Origin of the sequence: Cellulomonas algicola (assembly GCF_019024305.1) — a bacterium.
In the GTDB taxonomy this organism is placed as follows: Bacteria; Actinomycetota; Actinomycetes; order Actinomycetales; family Cellulomonadaceae; genus Cellulomonas; species Cellulomonas algicola.
The window spans coordinates 298,017-319,337 of sequence record NZ_JAHKSJ010000006.1; the positions used below are offsets into that span (position 1 = coordinate 298,017).

General features: G+C 75.8%; 22 protein-coding genes. 11 read left to right on the forward strand and 11 right to left on the reverse strand.

Annotation, left to right across the window (positions count from 1 at the left end; genetic code table 11):
• Positions 1-45 precede the first annotated feature (45 nt).
• Complete coding sequence (locus tag KOV94_RS05450) at positions 46-837, forward strand: SDR family NAD(P)-dependent oxidoreductase (protein WP_218051424.1); 792 nt, start codon at positions 46-48, stop codon at positions 835-837.
• Positions 838-930: 93 nt separating this feature from the next.
• Here the strand turns inward: KOV94_RS05450 and KOV94_RS05455 are convergent, their stop codons facing one another.
• Positions 931-1,269 carry an ArsR/SmtB family transcription factor gene (locus KOV94_RS05455; RefSeq protein ID WP_218051425.1) on the reverse strand — a complete coding sequence of 113 codons (339 nt, stop codon included), beginning with the start codon at positions 1,267-1,269 and terminating at the stop codon, positions 931-933.
• A gap of 16 nt (positions 1,270-1,285) precedes the next feature.
• Here KOV94_RS05455 and KOV94_RS05460 point away from each other — a divergent pair, with 16 nt between their 5' ends.
• From KOV94_RS05460 to KOV94_RS05485, 6 genes are all read left to right on the forward strand, one after another.
• A complete protein-coding gene (locus KOV94_RS05460; RefSeq protein WP_218051426.1) occupies positions 1,286-1,762 on the forward strand; it encodes an SRPBCC family protein in 477 nt (158 codons plus the stop codon).
• A 14-nt stretch (positions 1,763-1,776) separates the two neighbouring features.
• Positions 1,777-2,136 (forward strand): VOC family protein, encoded by a 360-nt coding sequence (locus KOV94_RS05465; RefSeq protein ID WP_218051427.1) that lies wholly within the window; start codon positions 1,777-1,779, stop codon positions 2,134-2,136.
• A 44-nt stretch (positions 2,137-2,180) separates the two neighbouring features.
• The gene (locus KOV94_RS05470; RefSeq protein ID WP_308160385.1) at positions 2,181-2,942 is read left to right on the forward strand and encodes a class I SAM-dependent methyltransferase; all 762 of its coding nucleotides are present in this window, start codon (positions 2,181-2,183) and stop codon (positions 2,940-2,942) included.
• A 135-nt stretch (positions 2,943-3,077) separates the two neighbouring features.
• Positions 3,078-4,679, forward strand: coding sequence for a cellulase family glycosylhydrolase (locus KOV94_RS05475; protein ID WP_218051428.1), 1,602 nt, complete (start codon positions 3,078-3,080; stop codon positions 4,677-4,679).
• Positions 4,680-4,764: 85 nt separating this feature from the next.
• Positions 4,765-5,694: a methyltransferase domain-containing protein gene (locus KOV94_RS05480; RefSeq protein ID WP_218051429.1), complete on the forward strand. Its 930-nt coding sequence runs from the start codon at positions 4,765-4,767 to the stop codon at positions 5,692-5,694.
• A gap of 38 nt (positions 5,695-5,732) precedes the next feature.
• Entirely contained in the window at positions 5,733-6,299 is a 567-nt protein-coding gene (locus KOV94_RS05485; RefSeq protein ID WP_218051430.1) for a hypothetical protein, read from the forward strand.
• On the opposite strand, the gene KOV94_RS05490 is transcribed toward KOV94_RS05485, so the two are convergent.
• The 3 genes from KOV94_RS05490 to KOV94_RS05500 all read right to left on the reverse strand — a co-directional run bounded on the left by KOV94_RS05490 (position 6,296) and on the right by KOV94_RS05500 (position 8,814).
• Entirely contained in the window at positions 6,296-6,904 is a 609-nt protein-coding gene (locus tag KOV94_RS05490) for an ATP-binding protein (RefSeq protein ID WP_218051431.1), read from the reverse strand. The genes KOV94_RS05485 and KOV94_RS05490 overlap by 4 nt on opposite strands.
• A gap of 92 nt (positions 6,905-6,996) precedes the next feature.
• A complete protein-coding gene (locus tag KOV94_RS05495; RefSeq protein ID WP_218051432.1) occupies positions 6,997-7,770 on the reverse strand; it encodes a phosphotransferase family protein in 774 nt (257 codons plus the stop codon).
• A gap of 78 nt (positions 7,771-7,848) precedes the next feature.
• Positions 7,849-8,814, reverse strand: coding sequence for an alpha/beta fold hydrolase (locus tag KOV94_RS05500; RefSeq protein WP_218051433.1), 966 nt, complete (start codon positions 8,812-8,814; stop codon positions 7,849-7,851).
• 62 nt (positions 8,815-8,876) lie between these two features.
• On the opposite strand from KOV94_RS05500, the gene KOV94_RS05505 reads away from it, so the two are divergent.
• Positions 8,877-9,824 carry a helix-turn-helix transcriptional regulator gene (locus KOV94_RS05505; protein ID WP_124341238.1) on the forward strand — a complete coding sequence of 316 codons (948 nt, stop codon included), beginning with the start codon at positions 8,877-8,879 and terminating at the stop codon, positions 9,822-9,824.
• A 17-nt stretch (positions 9,825-9,841) separates the two neighbouring features.
• Here KOV94_RS05505 and KOV94_RS05510 read toward each other — a convergent pair whose 3' ends face one another.
• The 7 genes from KOV94_RS05510 to KOV94_RS05540 form a co-directional block, all read right to left on the reverse strand.
• Entirely contained in the window at positions 9,842-10,528 is a 687-nt protein-coding gene (locus tag KOV94_RS05510; RefSeq protein WP_218051434.1) for a response regulator, read from the reverse strand.
• Entirely contained in the window at positions 10,525-11,907 is a 1,383-nt protein-coding gene (locus KOV94_RS21175) for a sensor histidine kinase (protein ID WP_308160388.1), read from the reverse strand. Before KOV94_RS21175 ends, KOV94_RS05510 begins: the two co-directional genes overlap by 4 nt.
• 136 nt (positions 11,908-12,043) lie before the next feature.
• On the reverse strand, positions 12,044-12,817 hold the full coding sequence (locus KOV94_RS05520; RefSeq protein WP_308160389.1) for a hypothetical protein: 774 nt from the start codon (positions 12,815-12,817) through the stop codon (positions 12,044-12,046).
• A gap of 59 nt (positions 12,818-12,876) precedes the next feature.
• On the reverse strand, positions 12,877-13,758 hold the full coding sequence (locus tag KOV94_RS05525; protein ID WP_218051437.1) for a hypothetical protein: 882 nt from the start codon (positions 13,756-13,758) through the stop codon (positions 12,877-12,879).
• Positions 13,755-14,498 (reverse strand): ABC transporter ATP-binding protein, encoded by a 744-nt coding sequence (locus KOV94_RS05530; protein ID WP_218051438.1) that lies wholly within the window; start codon positions 14,496-14,498, stop codon positions 13,755-13,757. Before KOV94_RS05530 ends, KOV94_RS05525 begins: the two co-directional genes overlap by 4 nt.
• Before the next feature lie 180 nt (positions 14,499-14,678).
• Positions 14,679-15,602 (reverse strand): RNA polymerase sigma-70 factor, encoded by a 924-nt coding sequence (locus tag KOV94_RS05535; protein WP_218051439.1) that lies wholly within the window; start codon positions 15,600-15,602, stop codon positions 14,679-14,681.
• Complete coding sequence (locus KOV94_RS05540) at positions 15,599-16,792, reverse strand: NAD(P)/FAD-dependent oxidoreductase (RefSeq protein WP_124341990.1); 1,194 nt, start codon at positions 16,790-16,792, stop codon at positions 15,599-15,601. The genes KOV94_RS05535 and KOV94_RS05540 overlap by 4 nt, the downstream gene beginning before the upstream one ends.
• Positions 16,793-16,937: 145 nt before the next feature.
• On the opposite strand from KOV94_RS05540, the gene KOV94_RS05545 reads away from it, so the two are divergent.
• The 3 genes from KOV94_RS05545 to KOV94_RS05555 all read left to right on the forward strand — a co-directional run bounded on the left by KOV94_RS05545 (position 16,938) and on the right by KOV94_RS05555 (position 21,278).
• Positions 16,938-18,110, forward strand: a complete 1,173-nt coding sequence (locus KOV94_RS05545; protein WP_124341991.1) for a VOC family protein — start codon at positions 16,938-16,940, stop codon at positions 18,108-18,110.
• Positions 18,111-18,276: 166 nt separating this feature from the next.
• On the forward strand, positions 18,277-19,533 hold the full coding sequence (locus KOV94_RS21180) for a TerD family protein (RefSeq protein ID WP_218051440.1): 1,257 nt from the start codon (positions 18,277-18,279) through the stop codon (positions 19,531-19,533).
• Complete coding sequence (locus KOV94_RS05555) at positions 19,530-21,278, forward strand: TerD family protein (RefSeq protein ID WP_218051441.1); 1,749 nt, start codon at positions 19,530-19,532, stop codon at positions 21,276-21,278. Before KOV94_RS21180 ends, KOV94_RS05555 begins: the two co-directional genes overlap by 4 nt.
• Positions 21,279-21,321: the final 43 nt, after the last annotated feature.

Below are 21,321 nucleotides of genomic sequence, written 5' to 3' on the forward strand. Positions count from 1 at the left end.
GGTTCACTTGATCAGGAAAGTGATACACCGGGATGTGAGGACAACATGGATCTGCGGCTGACGGGCAGGCGGGCCTTCGTGAGCGGGTCGACGCAAGGCATCGGCTTCGCCGTCGCGCGAGCCTTGCTCGACGAGGGCGCGTCGGTCGTGATCAACGGCAGGGATGCCGAGCGCGCGGCCGCGGCCGTGCGCCGGCTCGAGGCCGAGGTGCCGGGCGCGGAGGTCTCGGCGCTCGCCGCCGACTTCGCGGACGCGTCGCAGGTCCGTCGGCTCCTGGACGACCTGGGCGACGTCGACGTCCTCGTGAACAACGTCGGCGTGTTCGAGCTCGCCGCGTTCGAGCACCTCACCGACGACGACTGGCAGCGCTACTTCGAGGTCAACGTCATGAGCGGCGTCCGGCTCTCGCGGCACCTGCTGCCCGGCATGCTCGCGCGCGGCTGGGGTCGCGTGATCTTCGTCAGCAGCGAGTCGGGGGTGGACGTGCCGGCCGACATGCTGCACTACGGGTTCACCAAGGCCGGGATGATCGCGCTCGGCAACGGCCTCGCGAAGCTCACGCGGGGCACCGGCGTCACCGTGAACACGATCCTCGGCGGACCGACGTACTCGGACGGCGTCGCGGCCACGGTCGCCGAGATCGCGGCCGCGCAGGGCATGGCGCCCGACGACCTGAAGGCCGCGCTCGCCACCGGCAACCGGACGTCGCTCCTGCAGCGGTTCATCGAGCCACGCGAGATCGCGCACCTCGCGGCCTACCTGGCGAGCCCGCTGTCGTCCGCGACCAACGGCGCGGCGCTGCGGGCCGACGGCGGGGTGCTGACGACGCTGACGTGACGCGTGCCGTCGTCGCGGGCGACCGGCGGCGCTCGACCGCACGACCGGGCGTCGCGGGCGACCGGCGGCGCTCGACCGCACGACCGGGCGTGCCTACGCGTCGTCGGCGCGGCGGTCGAGGCGGTCGAGGAGCTCGACGGCGGCGCGCGCGTACCCGCTGATCCAGCGGTCGTGGATGCGCTTGATGGGCAGCGGCGCGAGCGACAGGTGCCGCTCGCGCCCGACCTTGCGGCCGGTGACGAGGTCGGCGCCCTCGAGGACGCGCAGGTGCTGGAGCACCGTGGTCCGGTCCAGCTCGGGCAGCAGCGCGCACAGCGAGCCTGTGGTGTGCGTCGACTCCTTGAGCGCGTCGAGCATGCGACGGCGCACCGGGGACGCGAGGGCCTTGAACACCCGGTCGTCGTCGGAGGCCTGGTCGGCCGGTGCTGACATGTGGTAAAAGTACAACATGAATGACACCGAGCGTCTCGACGCGCTGTCCTTCACCGTCTCCGGCCGCGTGAGCCGCCCCTGCGCCGAGGTCTACGAGGCGATCGCCGACCCGGAGCAGCTCTCGCGCTACTTCACGACCGGCGGCGCGCGAGGCCGTCTGGAGACCGGGGCCGTCGTCACCTGGGAGTTCCACGACTTCCCCGGCGGCTTCCCCGTCACGGTCGTCGAGGCAGGCCCGCCCCGCCGGATCGTCGTCGAGTGGGGCGGCGAGGCGACGACCGGTGCGAACGGCACGACACGGACGACGTTCGAGCTCGAGCCGCTCGACGGCGACACCCGCACGCTCGTCACCATCACCGAGTCGTCGTGGCTGCCCACGCCGGACGGCGCGAAGAGCGCCTTCGGCAACTGCGCCGGCTGGACCGGCATGCTCGCGGCGCTCAAGGCCTGGCTCGAGCACGGCATCAACCTGCGCGACGGCTTCTACGCCTGACGGGAGACGCGACCATGGCGACCCTGGGCCACGGCAAGATCTGCCACGTCGAGCTGCCCGCGGTCGACCCGCGGGCGTCGGCCGAGTTCTACGCGCGCGTCTTCGGCTGGAAGGTCCGCGAGGCGCACGGGACCTGGTTCTTCGAGGACGCGACGGACGAGGTCAGCGGGCACTGGGTGCCGCACCGCGAGCCGACGCCGCCCGGGGTGCTCGTGTACGTCTGGGTCGACGACCTGGCGGCGGCCGTCGAGCGCGTGACGGCCGAGGGGTGCGCGATCGTCCAGCCGCCCGGCGGCGACCCGGGCGAGCTGACGGCGCGGTTCCGCGACCCGGGCGGGAGCGTCGTCGGGCTCTACCAGGAGCCCCCGCAGTGAGCCGCCCCCTACCCGCCGCGGGCTGACGGTCCTACCGTCGTCCCGTGGGGTTCGGGGCGGGCGCCGACGCGTACGACCGGTTCATGGGCCGGTTCTCCCGTCCGCTCGCGCGCCGCGTCGCCGAGCTGCTCGACGTGCGGCCCGGGCAGCGGGCCGTCGACGTGGGGTGCGGTCCCGGCGTCGTCACGGAGGTGCTCGTCGAGACGCTCGGTCCCGACGCGGTCAGCGCGGTCGACCCGACCGAGCCGTTCGTCGCGGCCGTGCGCGAGCGGCTCCCGGGCGTCGACGTGCGGCTCGGCGGCGCCGAGGACCTGCCGTTCGACGACGACACGTTCGACGTCGCGGTCGCGAGCCTCGTGGTGACGTTCATGTCCGACCCCGTCGCCGGCCTGACCGAGATGCGGCGCGTCACGCGGCCGGGTGGTCGGGTGGCGGTGAGCGTCTGGGACCACGTGCACGACCGTGGCGCCGCGTCGACGTTCTGGCGGGCGGTGCGCGACGTCGACACCGGCCGCGTGAGCGAGAGCAGCGACCTGCTGTGGGTCGAGGAGCACGTCGAGGAGCTGTGCGCGACGGCCGGGCTCGTCGACCTGCGGGTGGTGGAGGTGCCGGTCACACTCACGTTCGCGTCGTTCGCGGAGTGGTGGGACCCGTTCCTCCTGGCCGTCGGGCCGGCGGGGGCGTACCTCGCGACGCTCGACGACGACGTGCGACATGCGGTTCGACAGCGGGCGGCGGAGCGGTTCGGCGCGCCTCCGTTCGATGTCACAGCGACGGCCGTCGTCGTGCTGGGCACCGCGGCCTGACGCGGGCGGACCTCCGTCGAACCGCTTGCGAGGTGAAGCGTTTCGACGGCTGCGCGCACGGGCGCCGTCTGGTGGGCTGCGAGTCCGTCGCCGGGGCCGCCCTGCCCTCGGCCGCCCCGTCCGAGAGGAAGTCCCGTGCGCTCGCTTCGCCAGGTGCTGTCCGTCGCCGCGGCTGCGGCGGTCGCCGTCGCCGGCTCGCTGGTCGTCGCCGACCAGGCGAGCGCCGCGGCCGGCTGCCGCGTCGACTACGCCGTCACGAACCAGTGGCAGAGCGGCTTCGGCGCCGACGTCCGCGTCACCAACCTCGGTGACCCCGTCTCCTCGTGGGACGTCCGCTTCTCGTTCGGTGCCGGTCAGACCGTCGCCCAGCTGTGGAACGGGTCGGTCACGCAGTCCGGCGCCGCCGTCTCCGTGCGGAACGCGGCCTGGAACGGGTCGATCGGCACGGGCGGCACCGCGTCGTTCGGCTTCAACGGCACGTGGTCCGGGTCCAACCCCGCGCCGACCGCGTTCACGCTCAACGGCGTCGCGTGCACCGGCAGCCCGGTCACCCCGACCAGCACGCCGACCACGTCGCCCACCCCGACGCCCACGTCCACCCAGACGCCGCGGCCGACCCCGACGCCCACGACGACCACCGGGCCGATCGGCGGCACCGCCGCACAGCTCGTCACCGCGATGGGCAAGGGCTGGAACCTCGGCAACCAGCTCGAGGCGAACATCAACGGCGTGCCGAGCGAGACCGCGTGGGGCAACCCCGTCATCACCGGAGCGCTGCTCGACCGCGTCAAGGCCGCGGGCTTCTCGACGGTCCGCATCCCGGTCTCGTACCTGGCCAAGATCGGCCCCGCGCCGAGCTACACGGTCGACGCCGCGTGGCTCGACCGGATCCAGCAGGTCGTCGACCTCGCCTACGACCGCGGGCTGCACGTCGTCATCAACATGCACGGCGACGGGTACAAGAGCGTGAGCGGCTCGTGGCTCATCTGCGACGCGGCCTCGCAGACCGCGATCAAGGAGAAGTACCAGAAGGTCTGGCAGCAGGTCGCGTCCGAGTTCACGACGTACGGCGGCCGTCTGATCCTCGAGTCGATGAACGAGAACTTCGACGGGCAGTACGGCAACCCCACGCAGCCCTGCTACTCGAACATCAACGCGTACAACCAGATCTTCGTCGACACCGTCCGCAAGACCGGCGGCAACAACGCGTCGCGCTGGCTGCTCGTGCCGGGCTGGAACACCAACATCGACTACACGACCGGCGGCTACGGGTTCGTCATCCCGACCGACCAGTACCGCTCGTCGGCGATCCCCAGCACCGAGAAGCGGCTCATGATCTCGGTCCACTACTACGACCCGTGGGACTTCACCGGCGCGGAGAACGGCACCTACACGCAGTGGGGCCCGAACGCGACCGACCCGTCGAAGAAGACCTCGTGGGGCCAGCAGGACTTCATGGACGCGCAGCTCAAGAAGACGTACGACGCGTTCACGTCGAAGGGCTACCCGGTCTTCGTCGGCGAGTACGGCTCGATCGACAAGACGGCGTTCGACGCCGCGAACAACCGGTACCGCGCCGACTACGCCCGCACCCTCGTCGCGACCGCCACGAAGTACGGCGCCGCCACCGCGTACTGGGACAACGGGCACAACGGCCAGTACGGGTTCGCGCTGTTCGACCGGGCGTCGGCGACCGTGACCCAGCAGGGCATCATCGACGCGATCATGGGTCGCTGACCGCGTCCTGATCGGCTCCGGGCCGGGCGTCTCACCACCCGCGGGACCGCGGTGGAGACGCCCGGCCTGCGCCATGCTGGGCGGCGTGCGCGCCCCGACCCCGACGCCCGTGCGGCCCCGGCCGCTCGAGGTGACCGACCTCCTGGTGCGCGTCGAGGACGGTCGGCGGGTGCCGGTCCGGCGGGCCGACGTCGTCGACGAGCTGCGCGTCCGCGGGCAGGGCCGGGCGGCTCGGCTCGCGTCTCGTCTCCCCGTGCGTGCGGGCGGCGTGCTCGACGAGCGGGCCGTCGACGCCCTGCTCGTGCGGATCCACTGCGAGCTCCAGCGTCTCGAGGAGGAGCTGCAGCAGCCCCGACGGTGCGCCGAGCTGCTGCGGCCGTGGGTCGAGCACTGGCGCGCGCAGGACCCGGACCGCCCCGTACGGGTCGTCGACGTGGGCTGCGGGATCGGCTACCTGGTGCGGTGGCTCGCGCACAGCGGCGCGCTCGGCCCGGGCGTCGAGCTGGTAGGCGCGGACCTCAACCCTGTGCTCGTCGAGGCCGCGCGCCGGCTCGCACGGGCCGACAGGGCCGACGACGCGACCTGCCGGTTCGTCGCGGGCGACGCGTTCGCCCCCGGCGGCGTCGTCGACGACCCGGACCGCACGATCGTGATGTCCGTCGGGCTGCTGCACCACCTCTCCCCCGACGAGCTGCCCGCGTTCTTCGCCGCCCAGGCGACCCTCGGCGTCGCCGTCTTCGCGCACGTCGACCCGGATCCCGACCCGTGGTCCACCGCGGCCGCGTGGATGTTCCACCGCGCGCGCATGCGGGAGCCCGTGTCCCGGCACGACGGCGTGCTGTCCGTCCGGCGCGCCCACCCGGGAGCGGTCCTGCTCGACGCCGCCCGGCAGGGCGCCCCCGGCTACGACGTCACGGTCACCGACGGCCGTCGGCTGCGGCCCCGCGTGCACGCGGCGCTGCGGCCCGTCACCGGCGTGCGGCGGGAGCCGGGAGCGCGGCGGCCCTCGCGGTGAGCGCGGCAGGAGCCGCGAGCGCCGCGGGGGCGGTGGGCGTGGCTGTCGTGGCCGGTGCTCTGCTGGTGCTTGCGTTGCTCGACGGCGCGTTCTGCGGGTTCCGCTCCGCGCACGGGCGGGACGGGCGGGTCCACCTGCCGCGCGCTCGCCTGCGGTCCCAGCTGCACGGCGCGGCGGCAACGGCGGTCGTCCTGGGGCCGGTGGTGCTCAGGGCCTCCCTCGACGTCGTCGCCCGGCCGTCGGCCCTCGACGCCTACGTCCGCGCCGGCATCGCGATGCTCACCGTGTACGTGCCGTACGCCGTCGTGGTGCTCCTGGCCGTCGGCGCGTACGCGCTCCTCGACTGGCGGCACCGCTTCCTCGCGACCGCCGTCGTGCTCGGGCCCGGGACCTTCCTGCGACCGGCCGTCGCGATCGCCGGCGGGGTGCTCGCGGTGCGGGCCGCCGCGGACGGACGCGTCGCGGTGCTCGCCGCCGCCTCGGTCGTCGCGGTGCTGGTCGTCGAGCCGCTCCTGGACCGCCGGTGGCGTCGCCGCGCACCCGAGCTCGCGCTGGTCGGTCCGGCGACCGACGGCGCCCACGACGTCGGGGCGCCGCTCCGCTAGGGCGCGACCGGCCGCTCGTCGACGACCTCGACGGTCAGGTCCGGCCAGTCCCGCAACGACGCGATGACGTCCGGGGTCAGGTCGCCGGGCGACGGCTGGACGAGCGGCCCCGGCAGGAACGTGACGGTGGTGCCCGTCGTGCCGTCGGGCACCACCGTCACCAGGTCCGTGACCGGGACGCCCCGCTCGTAGCGCTGCTCCCACGACCCGTGGCTGCGCCGGTTGCGGTGCACGAGCCAGTCGCTCAGGGCCGAGACGACCGAGACGCCGCGACGCGGGTGACCGTCCGGCAGCACCGGCCCGTCGACCGCGTCGAACACCCGCAGGTCGCGCGTCGACATCACCGGTTTGCGCACCGCGCGGCCGTGCTCGTCGAGGCGCGTGTCCGTGCCGCGGCCGTCGTCGGCGACGCTCACCGAGCCGTCGGGCCGGAACGTCACGCGGCACCGGCCGCCGCCGCGCTCGGTGGCCTCCTCGGACGCGTAGGCGAGCACCTCGAGCACCAGGTGCAGCACGCCGCCGGGTGCGAGGTCGGCCGCTCGCTCACGGACGTCCGCGAGGTGAGCCACGTCGACCGACGCCGCCCAGTCGTGCGTCGTGCTCACCCAGGTCTCCCGGTCACCCACGGGTCCATCCTGGGACCCGAAGGTCCCGGTGACCAGGACGAACGGCCTTCTCGCGCCGCCGGCCCCGGTGCTCACCGCGTCCCGCCCTGGCGCCCGTCCCCCGCCTCGCGGGCGCGGGCCCGGAGGACGTCGAGCTCGCAGCCCGGCGCGTCCGGGTCGAAGCCGTGCTCGATCAGCCACCGCGACGCGACGAGGCTGCGCAGCGACCACCACGCGCGGATCACGTCGCGGTCGGCGCCGGGTCCGTAGCCGTCGAGCAGGTCGTCGAGCCGCTCCTCGTGGCCGAGGGTCAGCGTCGCGAGGTCGGCCATCGGGTCGCCCGGTCCGGCCTCGGACCAGTCGATGACCCCGACGACCTCGTCACCCTCGACGAACACGTGCGTGAGCTGGAGGTCGCCGTGCACGAACGCGGGCGGACGGGGTCGCAGCGCCGCCTCGGCGATGTCCCGGTTGAGCCGGACGACGTCGGCGGGCACGACCTCGTGGTCGAGCAGCCACGCGCACTCGCGGTCGAGCTCCGCCCGCACGTCGTCGAGGGGGACGCCCGGCCACGGGGGCAGAGGGGCGTCGTGCAGCCGACGGACGGCCGCGCCGGTGGCCGCCCACGCGGCCGACGACGCCGGCGACGGCTCACCGAGGACGCCGAGCGCGCGGCCGGGCACGGCGGCGATCGCGAGCACGGGCGGCTGGTGCCAGACGACCTTCGGGGTCGGTACGGGTGCGAGCGCCATGGCCCGCACCTCGACGGCGGTGCGTGTCGGGTGCGCGTCGGCCTTGAGGAACAGGTCGCCGACGCGCAGCGTCGTGCGCTGCCGGTGAGCGACCACGATCTCGATCTCGTCCATCACCCGCCATCCTGGCGAGCGACCAGGCGGGCGTCGCGCGAAAACCCGAGGCCCCGCGCGACGCCCGCCCGACGCGTGCTACGCGGTGCGGTCCTGCTGCGCGAGCCACGCGAGGAGGAGAGCGGTCGTCTCCTCCGGCCGCTCCTGCTGGATCCAGTGGCCGCTGTCGAGCGTGACGACCTCGACGCGCGGCACGAACGTCGAGAGGTGCGGCGCGGGCGCGATCGTGTCCCGGGCGCCGTAGACCATGAGCGCGGGCTGCCGGACGACCGGGTCGACGTCGGCGAGCAGGTGCCAGCTGCGGTCGAGGTTGCGGTACCAGCTCACGCTGCTGGTGAACCCGGTGCGCGCGAAGGCGGACACGAACACGGCGAGGTCGTCGTCGCTCAGGAGCGGCGCGCCGGGCGGGTTCTCCGCGCGGGCCAGGTCGACGAGCGTCATGCCCGCCCCGGGCGGCGCGGGCGGCACGTCGACCCGGAAGAGGTTGCGGAGGAACCGCGCCGGGTCCTCGTCGAAGACGGCGTCCGCGACGCCCGGGCGACGGTTGAGGTGGACGACGTAGAAGTCCTCGCCGAGCACCTCCTCCATGACCTCGACCCACGGCCGCTCGCCGCGCTCCTGGTACGGCAGGCTCACCGCGACCACACCGTTCACGCGCCCCGGGTGCAGCAGCGCCAGGCCCCACACGACGAACGCGCCCCAGTCGTGCCCGACGAACGTCGCGTCCGCGTGACCGTAGTGGTCGAGGAGCGCGACGAGGTCGCCCGTCAGGTGCACGAGGTCGTACTCGGTGACCTCGGTGGGGCACGACGAGGCGCCGTAGCCGCGCTGGTTGGGCACGATCACGTGGTAGCCGGCCGCCGCGAGCGCGGGGACCTGATGGCGCCAGGAGTAGGCGTGCTCGGGCCAGCCGTGGCAGAGGACGACGGCACGCCCTCCCCGTGGGCCGGCCTCGACCACCTCGAGCTCGACGCCGTTCACGGCGACGAGCGTGGGCTCGGGGAGGTCGGTCGGGACGGTCGGTGCACCTGCCTGTGTGGTCATGGCGTCATGCTGACCGGCAGAACCGGCCATCTCATGACCGGTTTCCCTGACAGTCTCGGCACGTGCGCGCCGACCGGCTGATGGCCCTCCTCCTGCTGCTGCAGCGCCGCGAGCACGTGACCGCGGCCGAGGTCGCGCGTGAGCTCGAGGTGTCCGAGCGCACGGCGCGCCGCGACCTCGACGCGCTCGGCACGGCCGGCGTCCCCGTGTACTCGGTGCAGGGCCGCGGCGGCGGCTGGCGCCTGGTCGGCGGGGCACGGACCGACCTGACCGGGCTGACTGCGGCCGAGGTCCGGGCTTTGTTCCTCGTCGCCGGACCGGCGTCGGCGGTCACGCCGGCCGTGCGAAGCGCGCTGCGCAAGCTCGTCCGCGCCCTGCCCGAGCCGTTCCGCGACCAGGCCGAGGCGGCGTCCTCGTCGGTCGTCGTCGACCCGCGCGGGTGGGGCTGGGCGCACGTCGAGCACCGCACCCCCGACCACCTCGACGCGGTGCAGGACGCCGTGGTCCGCGGCGTGCAGGTGCGCCTCGGCTACGTGGACGCCGCGGGCGCCGCGAGCACGCGGACCGTCCACCCGCTCGGCCTCGTCGCGCAGGGCGCGTCCTGGTACCTCGTCGGCGACACCGCGGTCGGGCGCCGCACGTTCCGGGTCGACCGCGTGTCCACGGTCGAGCCGACCGACGACCCCGTGCGGCGGCCCGACGACTTCGACCTGGCCGCCGCGTGGCGCGCGGTCGCCGACGAGGTGGACCGACGACGCACGCCGCTCACGGTCCGGGCGCTGTGCACATCCGACGGCCTCGACGTGCTGCGGATCGGGTTCGGGGGTCGGCTCGACGTGGGCGCGGCCACGGCCGACGGGCGCGTCGAGGTCGTGGTCCGGGGTCGCGACGAGCGCACGGTCGCGGGCGAGCTCGCGGGACTCGTCGCGTGGGTCGAGGTCGTCGGCCCGCCGGGCGTGCGCGAGCACCTGGCCGCGACCGGCGCGGCGCTCGTCGCCCGGTACCGCTGACGCCGCACGCGGGCGCGTCAGCGACGCGCCGCGCCGCTCCCGGCCAGGCCGCACTCGTACGCGAGGATCACCGCCTGCACGCGGTCGCGCGCGCCGAGCTTGGCGAACACGTTCCCGACGTGCGTCTTGACCGTGGCCTCGGAGACGAACAGCTCGGTCGCGATCTCGACGTTCGACGCGCCCTCGGCGATGAGCCGCAGGACGTCGAGCTCGCGCGGGGTCAGCGCGCTCAGGCGCGGGTCGAGCGCCGCGCCGCCCGGGTCCGGCGCCTGCCCGGCCGGAAGGTGGGGGGCGAACAGGTCGAGCATGCGCCGCAGCACGCGCGGCGCGACGACGGACGTCCCGTCCGCGACCGTGCGGATCGCGTCGACGAGCTCGGCGGGACGGGCCGTCTTGAGCAGGAAGCCCGACGCCCCGGCGCGCAGCGCGGCGAACGCGAGGTCGTCGACGTCGAACGTCGTGAGCACCAGCACGCGCGACGACGGGTGCTCGGCGACGACCCGACGGGTCGCCTCGATGCCGTCCATGCCGGGCATGCGGACGTCCATGACCACGACGTCGGGCGCGAGCGCGGCGACCTGGTCGAGCGCGACGCGCCCGTCGGCGGCCTCGCCGACGACCTCGAGGTCGGGCTCGGACTCGATGACCAGCCGGAAGCCGCTGCGCAGCAGCGCCTGGTCGTCGACGAGCAGGACCGTCGTCATCGGGCGTCTCCTTTGTCGTCGGACCACGGCAGCACCGCGTGCACGCGCCAGCCGCCGTCCGCCCGCGGGCCGGCCTCGACGTGCCCGCCGAGCAGCGCGGCGCGCTCGCGCATGCCGACGATGCCACGCCCCGTGCCGCCGCCGCTCCCGGCGCGCGTGCCGCCCCCGTCGAGCACGTCGACCTCGACGGTCGTCGGGGTGCGGCGCACCGCGACCTCGACGGACGTGGCGCCCGGCGCGTGCCGCAGGACGTTCGTGAGCGCCTCGCCGAGGATCCGCAGGACGGCCAGGCGCACCGCGGTGTCCTGCGGGAGCGTCGTGTCGAGGCCCGTCGCCGTGACGGGGACCCCGGTCACCGCGAAGCGCTCGACGACCGTCGACAGGTCCACCTCGGTCGGCTCGGTCCCGTCGCCCCCGGCCGGGGACAGCGCGCCCAGGACCCGCTGCATGTCGGCGAGCGCGGACCGGCCGGTGCGCCCCACCTGACGCAGGGCCTCGCGCGACCGGTCCGGGGCGCGGTCGAACGCGGCGTCCGCGCCGTCGGCGAGCGCGACCATCACCGTGAGGTTGTGCGCGACGACGTCGTGCATCTCGCGCGCGATGTGCTGGCGCTCGGCGGCGCGTGCGAGGGCGGCGCTCTGGTCGCGCTCGCGGGCCAGCGCGCGGTACCGCTCGACGAGGTCCGCGGCGTGCAGGCGGCGGGCGCGGGCCGCGGAGCCCACGGCGACGCCCAGCACGAGCAGCGCGAGCAGCAGCAGCACCGAGCCCGACCGGCGGCCCGGCGAGAACGACGGCTCCGACAGGTTCGGCGACCACTCCCCCGGCGCCATGACGGGAGTACCGGACCACGCGAGGATCTCGACGAGCCCGATGTCCTGCCACTGCCACAGCGCGACGGTCACGACCGCGAGCACGACGCCGCACGTCGTCCAGGCGACCGTCGCGGACCGCTCGGCGGCGACGCTGTAGAGCGCGCACGCCAGGCAGGCGCCGAGCACGCCGAGCACGCCGTCCGCCAGGAGCGACGCGAGCGCGGCGACCGTCAGCAGCGCGGTCACGGTGAGCGGTCGGGCGCGCCGCATCAGCAGCAGCGTCGCCCCGACGGCCGTCCCCAGCAGCCAGGTGGTGACGACGGACTCCTCGACGCCCGAGTCGAGCGGGTAGAGGCCGAGCGCGACGGCACCGCCGACGGTCTCCCAGGCGAACCCCGCGCCGACCAGGCCGACGAGGACCATCACGGCCGCGACCGCGGCGTCCATGACCCACGGCCGGGCGGTCACGAGCCGGGCGACCGGGCTCGCGCCGCGCACCTGCTCCTCGGTGAGCGGCTCGTCGTCCCGCCGGACCTCACGGGCCGCGAGCGCGCGTCGGATCACCACGGGCCCACTCTCCCACCGGTCGGCGTCGGGCCAGTGCGCAGGTGCGGCAGACCGGCCCGCAGGCGCGTCCGGCCGTCTCTCCAATGGTTCCGGCCCGGTCCGCGGCGCGCCGGACGGCACCGGCGGAGCGGGCCTGTCAGCGGACGTCATGCCGCCGCAACCGGTACGCCGCCGCCGCGAGCACGACCACGACCCACGCCGCGACGACGACCCCGCCGCCCCAGACGCCGAGCCGCGGTCCGCGCGTCGCGTCGTCGAGCGCCGCGAGCGCGGCGTCGTCCTGCAGCAGCCGCGCCCCCGCCGAGGGCAGGAGGGCACGGACGGTGTCGGTGACCGGGCCGGGGTTCGCGGCCAGGAGGTGGTCGCCGACGACCGCGAGGACGATCCCGCCGACGATCGCGTCAGCGGGACGGCGCAGGAGCGCACCGAGGCCGAGCCCGAGCAGCGCGACGGCGACGGAGGCGAGGACGAACCCGGCGAGCGCGCGGGTCGTCCCGGGGACCGCCAGGTCGACGCCGGGACCGCCGGCCGCGCGCACCCCGGCCGTGGCGAGCCACGACGCCCCCAGCGCGAGGACCGCGGTCGCGAAGGCCGCCCCCGCGGTGACCACGGTCTGCCCGCCGAGCACGGGCAGGCGCCGCGGAACCGCGGTGAACGTCGCCCGCGCCGTGCCCGTCGTGTGCTCGCCCGACCCGACGAGCGCGCCGAGCACGAGGAACCCGACCTGCGCGAGCACGAAGCCCGACGTCACGACCCAGGACCCCGACCGGGCGTCGCCGGGCCGCACGAACAGCCCGAGCCCGTACGCGGTGACCGCGGCCGCGACGACCGTGCCGAGCGCGAGCCAGACGTGCGCCGGGACGCTGAGGAGCTTGGTCGACTCGGCCCGCAGCACACGTCCGGCGGTCACGCCCCGACGCGCGGGAGCGCCATGCGCGGTGCGCTCCCGCGTCGTCGGCGGGGCGGTCGTCACCGGACGTCCCGGGTCCGGAGGCGCACGGCGGCGGCGACCAGGAGCACGGCGATCCACGCCGCCAGCACGAGCCCGCCCCCCACCGGTCCGAGGTCGGGAGAACCGTCCATCGGGCCCGACGACGCGGAGGTCGTCAGGAGACCGCCCGCGGTGCCGGGCAGGAGCACGTTCACGGTGCCGACGACGGTCGGCGCCGCGCCCTGGGCGGGCGCCGCGAGCGACGCGGGGTCGCCGCCGGCCACGAGCGGATCGCTCGCCATCATGAGCACGATCGGCAGGATCATCACGAGCGACAGCGCGGTGACCAGGGCCGGGACCGTCCGTCGGAGCAGCGCGCCGAGCGCGTGCCCGAGCAGCGCGAGCCCGACGAGGAACAGCACCATGCCGAGCACGAGCGCGGGCGCGTCGTCGGCGGTGAGGTCGACCGGCAGGTCGCGCGACGCGGCGGCGGGCAGGATCCCGACGACGCACGCGGCCGTCGTCAGGACCGCGATGCCCAGCGCGAACCCGGCGACGGCGAGGCTCTGCGCGACGAGCACGGGCCAGCGGCGCGGCACCGTCGTGTACGTCGAGCGGAACGCACCCGTGCGGAAGTCCCCGCCACCGACCAGGACACCCAGCACGAGCGGTCCGAGCTGCGCGAGCATCAGGCCGGACGACAGCGAGTCGATCGGCTGGAACCCCGGGTCACCCGACGACGCCTGTGCGCTCAGGTACGTGATGACGCCGCCGACGACGACCGTCACGGCGGCGGTCCACCACGGCGAGCGCAGCGACACGACCTTGGTCCACTCCGACGCGAGGACCCGGGCGGGCGTCGGTCGGCGCGCGGTCGACGACGCCCCGACGGCACGCGGCGCCGTGGTCGCGGCGCTCATCGCCCACCGCCCGCGGTCGCGTCCGTGCGGTACTCGACGGCGTCGCTCGTGAGCTGCAGGTACGCCTCCTCGAGCGAGCCCGACCCGGTGCGGTCGACGATCTCCTGCACGGGCGCGTCGGCCAGCAGGCGGCCGCGCCCGATGATGACGACGCGGTCCGCGCACAGCGCGAGCTCGTGCATGAGGTGCGACGACAGCAGGACGGTGCGCCCCTCGGCCGCGAGCTCGCGCACCAGCCGCCGCACCCACAGCACGCCGTCGGGGTCGAGGCCGTTGACCGGCTCGTCGAGGATGAGCGTCGCCGGGTCGCCGAGCAGCGCCCCCGCGATGCCGAGCCGCTGCCCCATGCCGAGCGAGAACGTGCCGGCCCGCCGGCGCGCCGCCGACTCCAGGCCGGTCTGCGCGAGCACCTCCCGCACGCGCGCCTTGCCGATGCCGTGCGTCTGCGCCATCGCGAGCAGGTGCGCGTACGCGGTGCGGCCCGGGTGGACCGAGCGCGCGTCGAGCATGATGCCGACCGCGTGCAGCGGGGCGGGCAGGTCGGCGAACCGGCGGCCGTCGACCGTCGCACGGCCCGACGTCGCGCGCTCGAGCCCGACGACGACGCGCATCGTCGTGGACTTGCCCGCGCCGTTGGGCCCGAGGAACCCCGTGACCGTCCCGGGCCGGGCGGTGAACGTCAGGCCGTCCACCGCTGTCGTGCTGCCGTAGCGCTTGCTCAGCGCCTCCACCTCGATCATCGCGTCTCCTCGTCGTCGGGCCCGTCCGGGCGTCCGTCGACGACGCTACGAATCGGGATGGGCCGCCCAGCACCGACCGGTGGAGGAGATCGCCGGGGCGTGCGGCTCCGCCCACGGGATGAGGGCGTCCGACGAGACGGCGGGCACACCGCCCGCCCGGGGCGGCCCGTGCCGGGGCGGTCAGCCCCGGCGCCGCTCCTGCGTCGCCCTGCGCAGCAGCGCGTGCCCGTCGGCGAGCGGGCCGAGGTGCGCGAGCTTGTCGGGGTTCGTGACGCTCCGGATCGCCTGGACCCGGCCGTCGGCGATGTCGAGCGTCATGGTCACCACGACGTTCCCGTCGCCGTCGCGGACGACCACGCCGGGCTGGCCGTTGATCTCCCGCTCGTCGAGCACCACCCCGACGGCCGCGAGCGACGGCGCGGTCGCGGCGACGAGCCGCGCCACGTGGTCGACCCCGAAGAACATCCCCCGCCCCCACAGCGGACCCTTGCCGCCGGCGTCGGCGATCATCTGGACGTCAGCCGCGAGCAGCTCGCGCAGCGCGTCGACATCGCCCTCCCGCACCGCGTCGACGAACCGGCTCGCGAGCTCCTCCCGCTCGCGGCGGTCGACCTCGAACCGCGGCCGGCCCGCGTCCATGTGCCGGCGGGCGCGCGAGGCGAGCTGGCGGCAGGCCGCCTCGCTCCGGCCGACGGCGCTCGCGACCTCGGCGACGTCGAAGCCGAAGACGTCCCGCAGCACGAAGACGGCACGCTCGAGCGGGCTCAGCCGCTCCATGAGCACGAGCGCCGCGGTCGACAGCGAGTCGGCGAGCTCGGCCGCGCGCTCCGGCTCCTCGTAGGGGTCCTCGAGCAGCGGCTCGGGGAACCACGGGCCCGGGTACGCCTCGCGGCGCACGCGCGCGGACCGCAGCACGTCGATCGAGACGCGCGTGACGATCGCGGACAGGTAGGACTTGACCGACCTCGGCTCGACATCGGACGCGTCCCACCGCAGCCACGTCTCCTGCACCGCGTCCTCGGACTCCCCGACGCTGCCGAGCACGCGGTACGCGATCGAGAAGAGGAGGGGGCGCAGCTGCTCGAACTCCTCGGCGCGGCTCACGCGTCCACCCTGGCCTGCGGCGGCGGCGACGTCACGCGGTCCGTCGCCGCCGCCGCGAGCGCGCGGGCCCGGGCCGACGCGGAGGACGGCAGACGCGTCGATCCCGGCCGACGCGCCTCGCGCGCGAGGCCCTGGACGATCTGACGCGTCACGCCCTCCTTGAGCAGGGCGCCCGCGCGTCCGGAGACGTGCAGGGCGACGGCCGTGTCGTCCGCGCGCGAGGCCTGGAACGTCGCCGCCTCGCGGCCGAGCGCGATGCACTGCCCGAAGAACACGTTGTCGACGGGTGCCGCGACCCGGCCGTCGACGTGCGCCAGCACCGTGTCGGCCGCGCGCGCGCCCAGCGGCACGGCGGCCTGGCAGCTCGCGCGCTGCGGGACCCCCGAGGGTGCGACCGCGTCGCCCGCACCCACGACGCGGTCGTCGTCGACGCTGGTCAGGGTCTCGTCGGTGAGCAGCCGCCCGGTCGCGTCCGTCGCGAGGCCGCTGCGCCGCGCCAGGTCGGAGACCGCGAAGCCGGTCGCCCACACGGTGAGCCCGTCGAGCGTGCGCCCGTCGTCCAGCAGCAGGGACCGCGCGCGCACCTCGGTCGCGCGCGGCCGCTCGAGCACCGTGACACCGAGCCGTGCGAGCCGGCGCGCGACCGCGCGCCGGGCGGACGGCCGGACGTACGGCGCGAGCACGCCGCCGCACACGAGCGTGACCGCCCGGCCCGTCTCCGCGAGCTCGGCGGCGGTCTCGATGCCGGTGGGTCCGCCGCCCACGACGACCACGGGCGCCGTCGGCGTCGTGTCGAGGGTCGCCCGCAGCCGCGTCGCGGACTCGAACGTGCTCACCGCGAGCGCGTGCTCGGCGGCCCCCGGCACGCCTGCGTCGGTCGCGTGGCTGCCGACCGCGTACACGAGGTGGTCGTAGGGCAGGTCGGTCCCGCCCGCGAGCCGGACCCGGCGGTGCGCGGTGTCGACGTGCGTCGCCTCGTCCACGACCACGCGCACCCGCTCCCCCAGCACCTCCGCCCAGTCGTGGAGGCCGCCGTGCGTGCCGGCCGCGACCTGGTGCAGCCGCACGCGCTCGACGAACCGCGGGCGCGGGTTGACCAGCGTGACCTCGACGTCGTCGCGGCCGGACAGGCGGTTCGCGGCCATCACACCGGCGTACCCGCCGCCGAGGACCAGCACGTGCGTGCTCATGAGGTGTCTCCCGTCGCTCCCGAGCACCCGTGCGGCGCTCTCGTGCACGTGACGAGACAGCGCCGGCTCGTGTGACACGCCCGTGCCCACGGAGGTCGGCGCGACCCCCTGGGCGCCGCGCCGGGTGCGCCCCTACCGTTCCCCTATGACGGACATGTCGGCGGACTGGCGGGTGGTCGACGGCGTCGCGACGGCGTGGTTCGACGCGCCGTCGCTGACCGCGGGGGCCGCGCTCGCGGGACGGCTGGTCGACCTACCCGGCGACGTCGCGGTGGACGTGCGTGCGACGGGCGTGCGCGTCCGCGTCGCGGCGGCGGGGCAGGCGGGTGCGGTGTCGGCCGCAGCACGCGACCTCGGGCTGACCGCCGACCCGTCGGCCCTCCAGCGGGTGAGCGTCGTCGTGGAGTCGCCGGACCCCGCCGCGGTGCGCCCGTTCTGGCAGGGCGTGCTCGGCTACGCCCCCACCGAGGACGGAGACCTCGTCGACCCGCTGCGCCGCGACCCCGTCCTGCGCCTCCGGACGTCGCCGGAGCCGCGCCCGCTGCGCAACCGCCTGCACCTCGACGTGGTGCGCCCGGCGGCGGTGGCCGAGCAGGTGCGTCCGGGCGAGCCGTACGGCGTGTTCGGCGTCTGCCACGCCGACGCGGACGGCAACGAGGTCGACCTGGTACCTGCGGGCGGCCTCGACGACGCCCCCGGGACGACCGACTGGCACGCGGTGTTCGGCGCCGTGGCCTGCTACCGCGTCGCGTCGTCGTCCCAGCAGCGCGACCTGGTCGCCGCGGCGGCGGCTCTCGCCGACGAGGCCGGCTTCCCGCTGCTGCTCGACGTGCGGCCCGGCCTCGTGGTGCTCGACACGGGCAAGGACCGCTGGGACGCGGACGCGCACGGTCTCGACGTGGACTTCCCCGCGCTCGCGGCGCGCCTCCAGACCGCGGCCCGTGACCTCGGGGCCACCGCCGACGCCGAGCCGCCGCGGTTCGTGCAGCTCTTCCTCGACGCCGCCGACGTCCGCGCCGTGCGAGCGTTCTGGCTCGCGGTGCTCGGGTACGTGCCGGACGGGCGCGCCGCGCTCGACGACGTCGTCGACCCGCGCTGGCTGAGCCCCGTGCTCGCGTTCCAGGAGATCGACGCCGCCGACACCGAGCGGCGGCGGCAGCGCAACCGCGTGCACGTCGAGCTCGCGGTCCCGGCGGACCGTGCCGCCGCGCGCGTCGCGACGGCCCTCGACGCCGGCGGCCGGCTGCTCGACGAGTCGCCGGGGCGCGTGCGTGTGGCCGACCCGGAGGGCAACGAGCTGGTCGTCGTCGCGGGGTAGGTGCGGGCGGGGCGTCCGCGGCCCGGTGGCCACCGCCGGACGGGCGTCTGACCTCGGCACGACGTGCGTGCACCCGTTCGTGAAGCCTGCCCCCGGCACACCCGGCGGCCGGTAGATTCCGTGCGGCCGGTGCCGCTGCCCCGGTCGGCCCCACGGAAGGAACCCGGTGGACCAGCTCACGAAGGGCGCGAACGCGCCGCTGACGGCGTCGCGCGTCACGCTCACGGTCGACGTCCCCGCGCCCGCGGACCTGTCCGCGCTGCTCGTCACCGAGAGCGGCCGGGTCCGCTCCGACGCCGACTTCGTCTTCTACAACCAGCCCGACGGGCCCGGCGTGCGGTGCGTGCAGCCGTCGGCCGGGCAGCCCTGGCGCGTCGAGGTCGACCTCGGGGCCGTGCCCGCCGACGTCCACGCGGTGCGGCTCGTGACGAGCCTCGACGACGCGTCCTCGACGTTCGGCCGTGTCGGGCAGCCGGTCGCGCGCGTCACCGACGACGCCGGGACGCCGCTGGCCGCGTTCACGATGACCGACCTGGCGACCGAGAGCATCGTCGTCGCGCTCGAGCTGTACCGGCGGGCCGGGGCGTGGAAGGTGCGCGCCGTCGGTCAGGGGTACGCGGGCGGGCTGGGCGACCTCGTCACCGACCACGGGGTGTCCGTCGACGACACGCCCCCGCCGGCCGTCGCCGCACCGGTCGCCGTGCCCGTCGCCGCCGCACCGGTCGCCGCCCCCGTCGCGGCGCCGCCCGCACCCCCGGCCCCGGCGCCCGTCGCCCCGCCGCCGCCCGCGCCCCAGGCGCCCGCGGCGGAGACCGCCAGTGCCGGCGAGGTGCAGCTGACCAAGGCCCGGCCGGTGAACCTGTCGAAGGGCCAGCGGGTCTCGCTCGTCAAGGACGGCGGCGTCGCGCTGACGATGGTCCGCATGGGCCTGGGCTGGGACCCGGTCCGCAAGCGCGGGATGTTCGGCAGCCGCGAGGTCGAGATCGACCTCGACGCGTCCGCGATCCTGTTCGCCGGCAAGGACCCCGTCGACGTCGCGTTCTACAACAACCTGCGCACGCGCGACGGGTCCGTGCAGCACACGGGTGACAACCGCACGGGCGACGGCGAGGGCGACGACGAGACGATCCTCATCGACCTGACCCGCGTCCCGGTGCACGTCACGGACGTGATGCTCGTCGTCACGTCGTACGAGGGCCACACGTTCGAGCAGGTGCAGAACGCGTTCTGCCGGCTCGTCGACCACACCACGGGTGCCGAGCTGGCCCGCTACACGCTCGCGGGCGGCATGCCGTTCACCGCGATGCTCATGGCGCGCGTGTACCGCCAGGGCCCGACGTGGAAGATGCAGGCGGTCGGCGAGGGCATGCAGGCCCGCACGCCGATGGAGACGGTGCCGTCGCTCGCCCGGTACGTCGGGTGACCTCACCGCTGGTGCTCGGGCGGGGCCAGAACGCGCCCTGGCCCGACGCGGGCGTGCTCGTCGAGGTGGTCGGCATTGCGGCCGCCGAGTGCGACGTGTCGGTCCTCCTCGTCGACGAGCGGCAGCGGGCGGCGGCGTCCGACGACCTCGTCTTCTACAACCAGCCGTCGGCACCGGGCGCGACGCTGGAGGCGGGCTCACCCGCCCGCGTCCGGCTCGACCTGGCCGCGCTGCCCACGCGCGTCCACGCCGTGCTGTGCCTCGTGAGCGTCGACCCGCACCGACCGGCGCTCGGTGCCCTCCCGCCGCTCACCGCGGTGCTGCGCGGCGGCGACGGGACCGAACGGGCGCGGTTCCCGCTCGTGGACCTCACGAGCGAGCGCGCGGTCGTCACCGTGGAGGTCTACCGCCGCGGCGACGCGTGGAAGGTCCGGGCCGTCGGGCAGGGGTACGACGGGGGTCTCGCGCAGGCGGTGACCGCGCACGGGATCGAGGTCGACGACGCCGACGACCACGCAGCCCCCGCCTCGTCCGCACCCGCCGCGACGACGGCCTCACCGAGCGCCCCGCACACCGTCGCGACCAGCGTGCCCACCACGCCCCGCGCCGCCGCCCTGACGCCGGCCGCCGCGCCGCGACCGGTGCACGCCGCCGCGCCCACCGGCCCCCCGCCGCCCCCGCCGCCCGGCACGAGCGACGGCGAGCGCCTCCTGCGGCAGTCGTCGGCGATCCTCGAGGACGCCGCGCGCTCCACGGCCGCGCTCCGGTCCGCCGTCGCGTACGCCGACCGTCGCCGCGACGAGGCGCTCGCCGACCTGGTCGCCGACCCCCGCACCCGGGGCGGCCCGGGGAAGCAGAGCGCCGCCGCCCGGGCCGAGCGGGAGCACGCCGACCTCGTCGCGCGCGCCCGCGAGCGGCACGACGCGGACCTGCACCAGCTCGCCGCCGAGCTCGCGGACCACGAGCGCCGCCTCCCGGCCGCGATGGCACCGTGGACGGCCGCCGCGTGGCGCGGCTGGCGCCCGCCGACCGTGCCGGCACCCGGCGTGCGCGTCGGCGACCTGCACGTCGAGGAGGCGCCGTCGCAGCGCTTCCCGATGCTGCTCGGGCTCCCGCTCGTGCAGCCGCTGTGGGTCGACAGCGCGAGCGGGACCGACGCCGCGGCCGTCCGCGCGGTCCGCGCGCTGGTCGCACGGCTGCTCGCGGCCTACCCGGTCGGCGGTCTCGACGTGCTCGTCGTCGACCTCACGGGCGGGCTCGCGCCGTCGCTCACCGCGCTCGCCCAGCCGGGCAGCCGGGCCATGTCGACACCCGCGGCGACGTCCGTCACGGCCGCGTGCGCGGTCCTCGACGCGCTGGTCCGCCGCGTCGACCTCGTGCAGATGGCACGGTCCGCGGGCGCGCTGGACGCGCTCGGCGGGGACGACGCGCACCGTCTCCTGGTCGTGCACGACTTCCCGACCGCGTTCGACGACGCGGCCGTGGGCCGCCTGCGCTACCTCGTCGACGAGGGACCGTCGGCGGGCGTCCAGGTGCTGCTCACGGGCGCGCAGAGCCCGGTCCACGAGGGCAGCCCGCTCGTCACGACGCTGTTCCGCGAGTCCGTGCGCCTGCCCGTCGAGCCCGACGACCACCTCGCGGACGCCTGGACGCACACGCAGTGGCGGTACACGCCCGACCTCGGCCCGGACGACGCGTCGGTGGTCGACGGCGTCCTGCGCGCCGCGGCCACGGACCTGCGCTGACCGTTCCACCCGGGGCGCCACCGGTCGGTCGACCGGGCCTGGC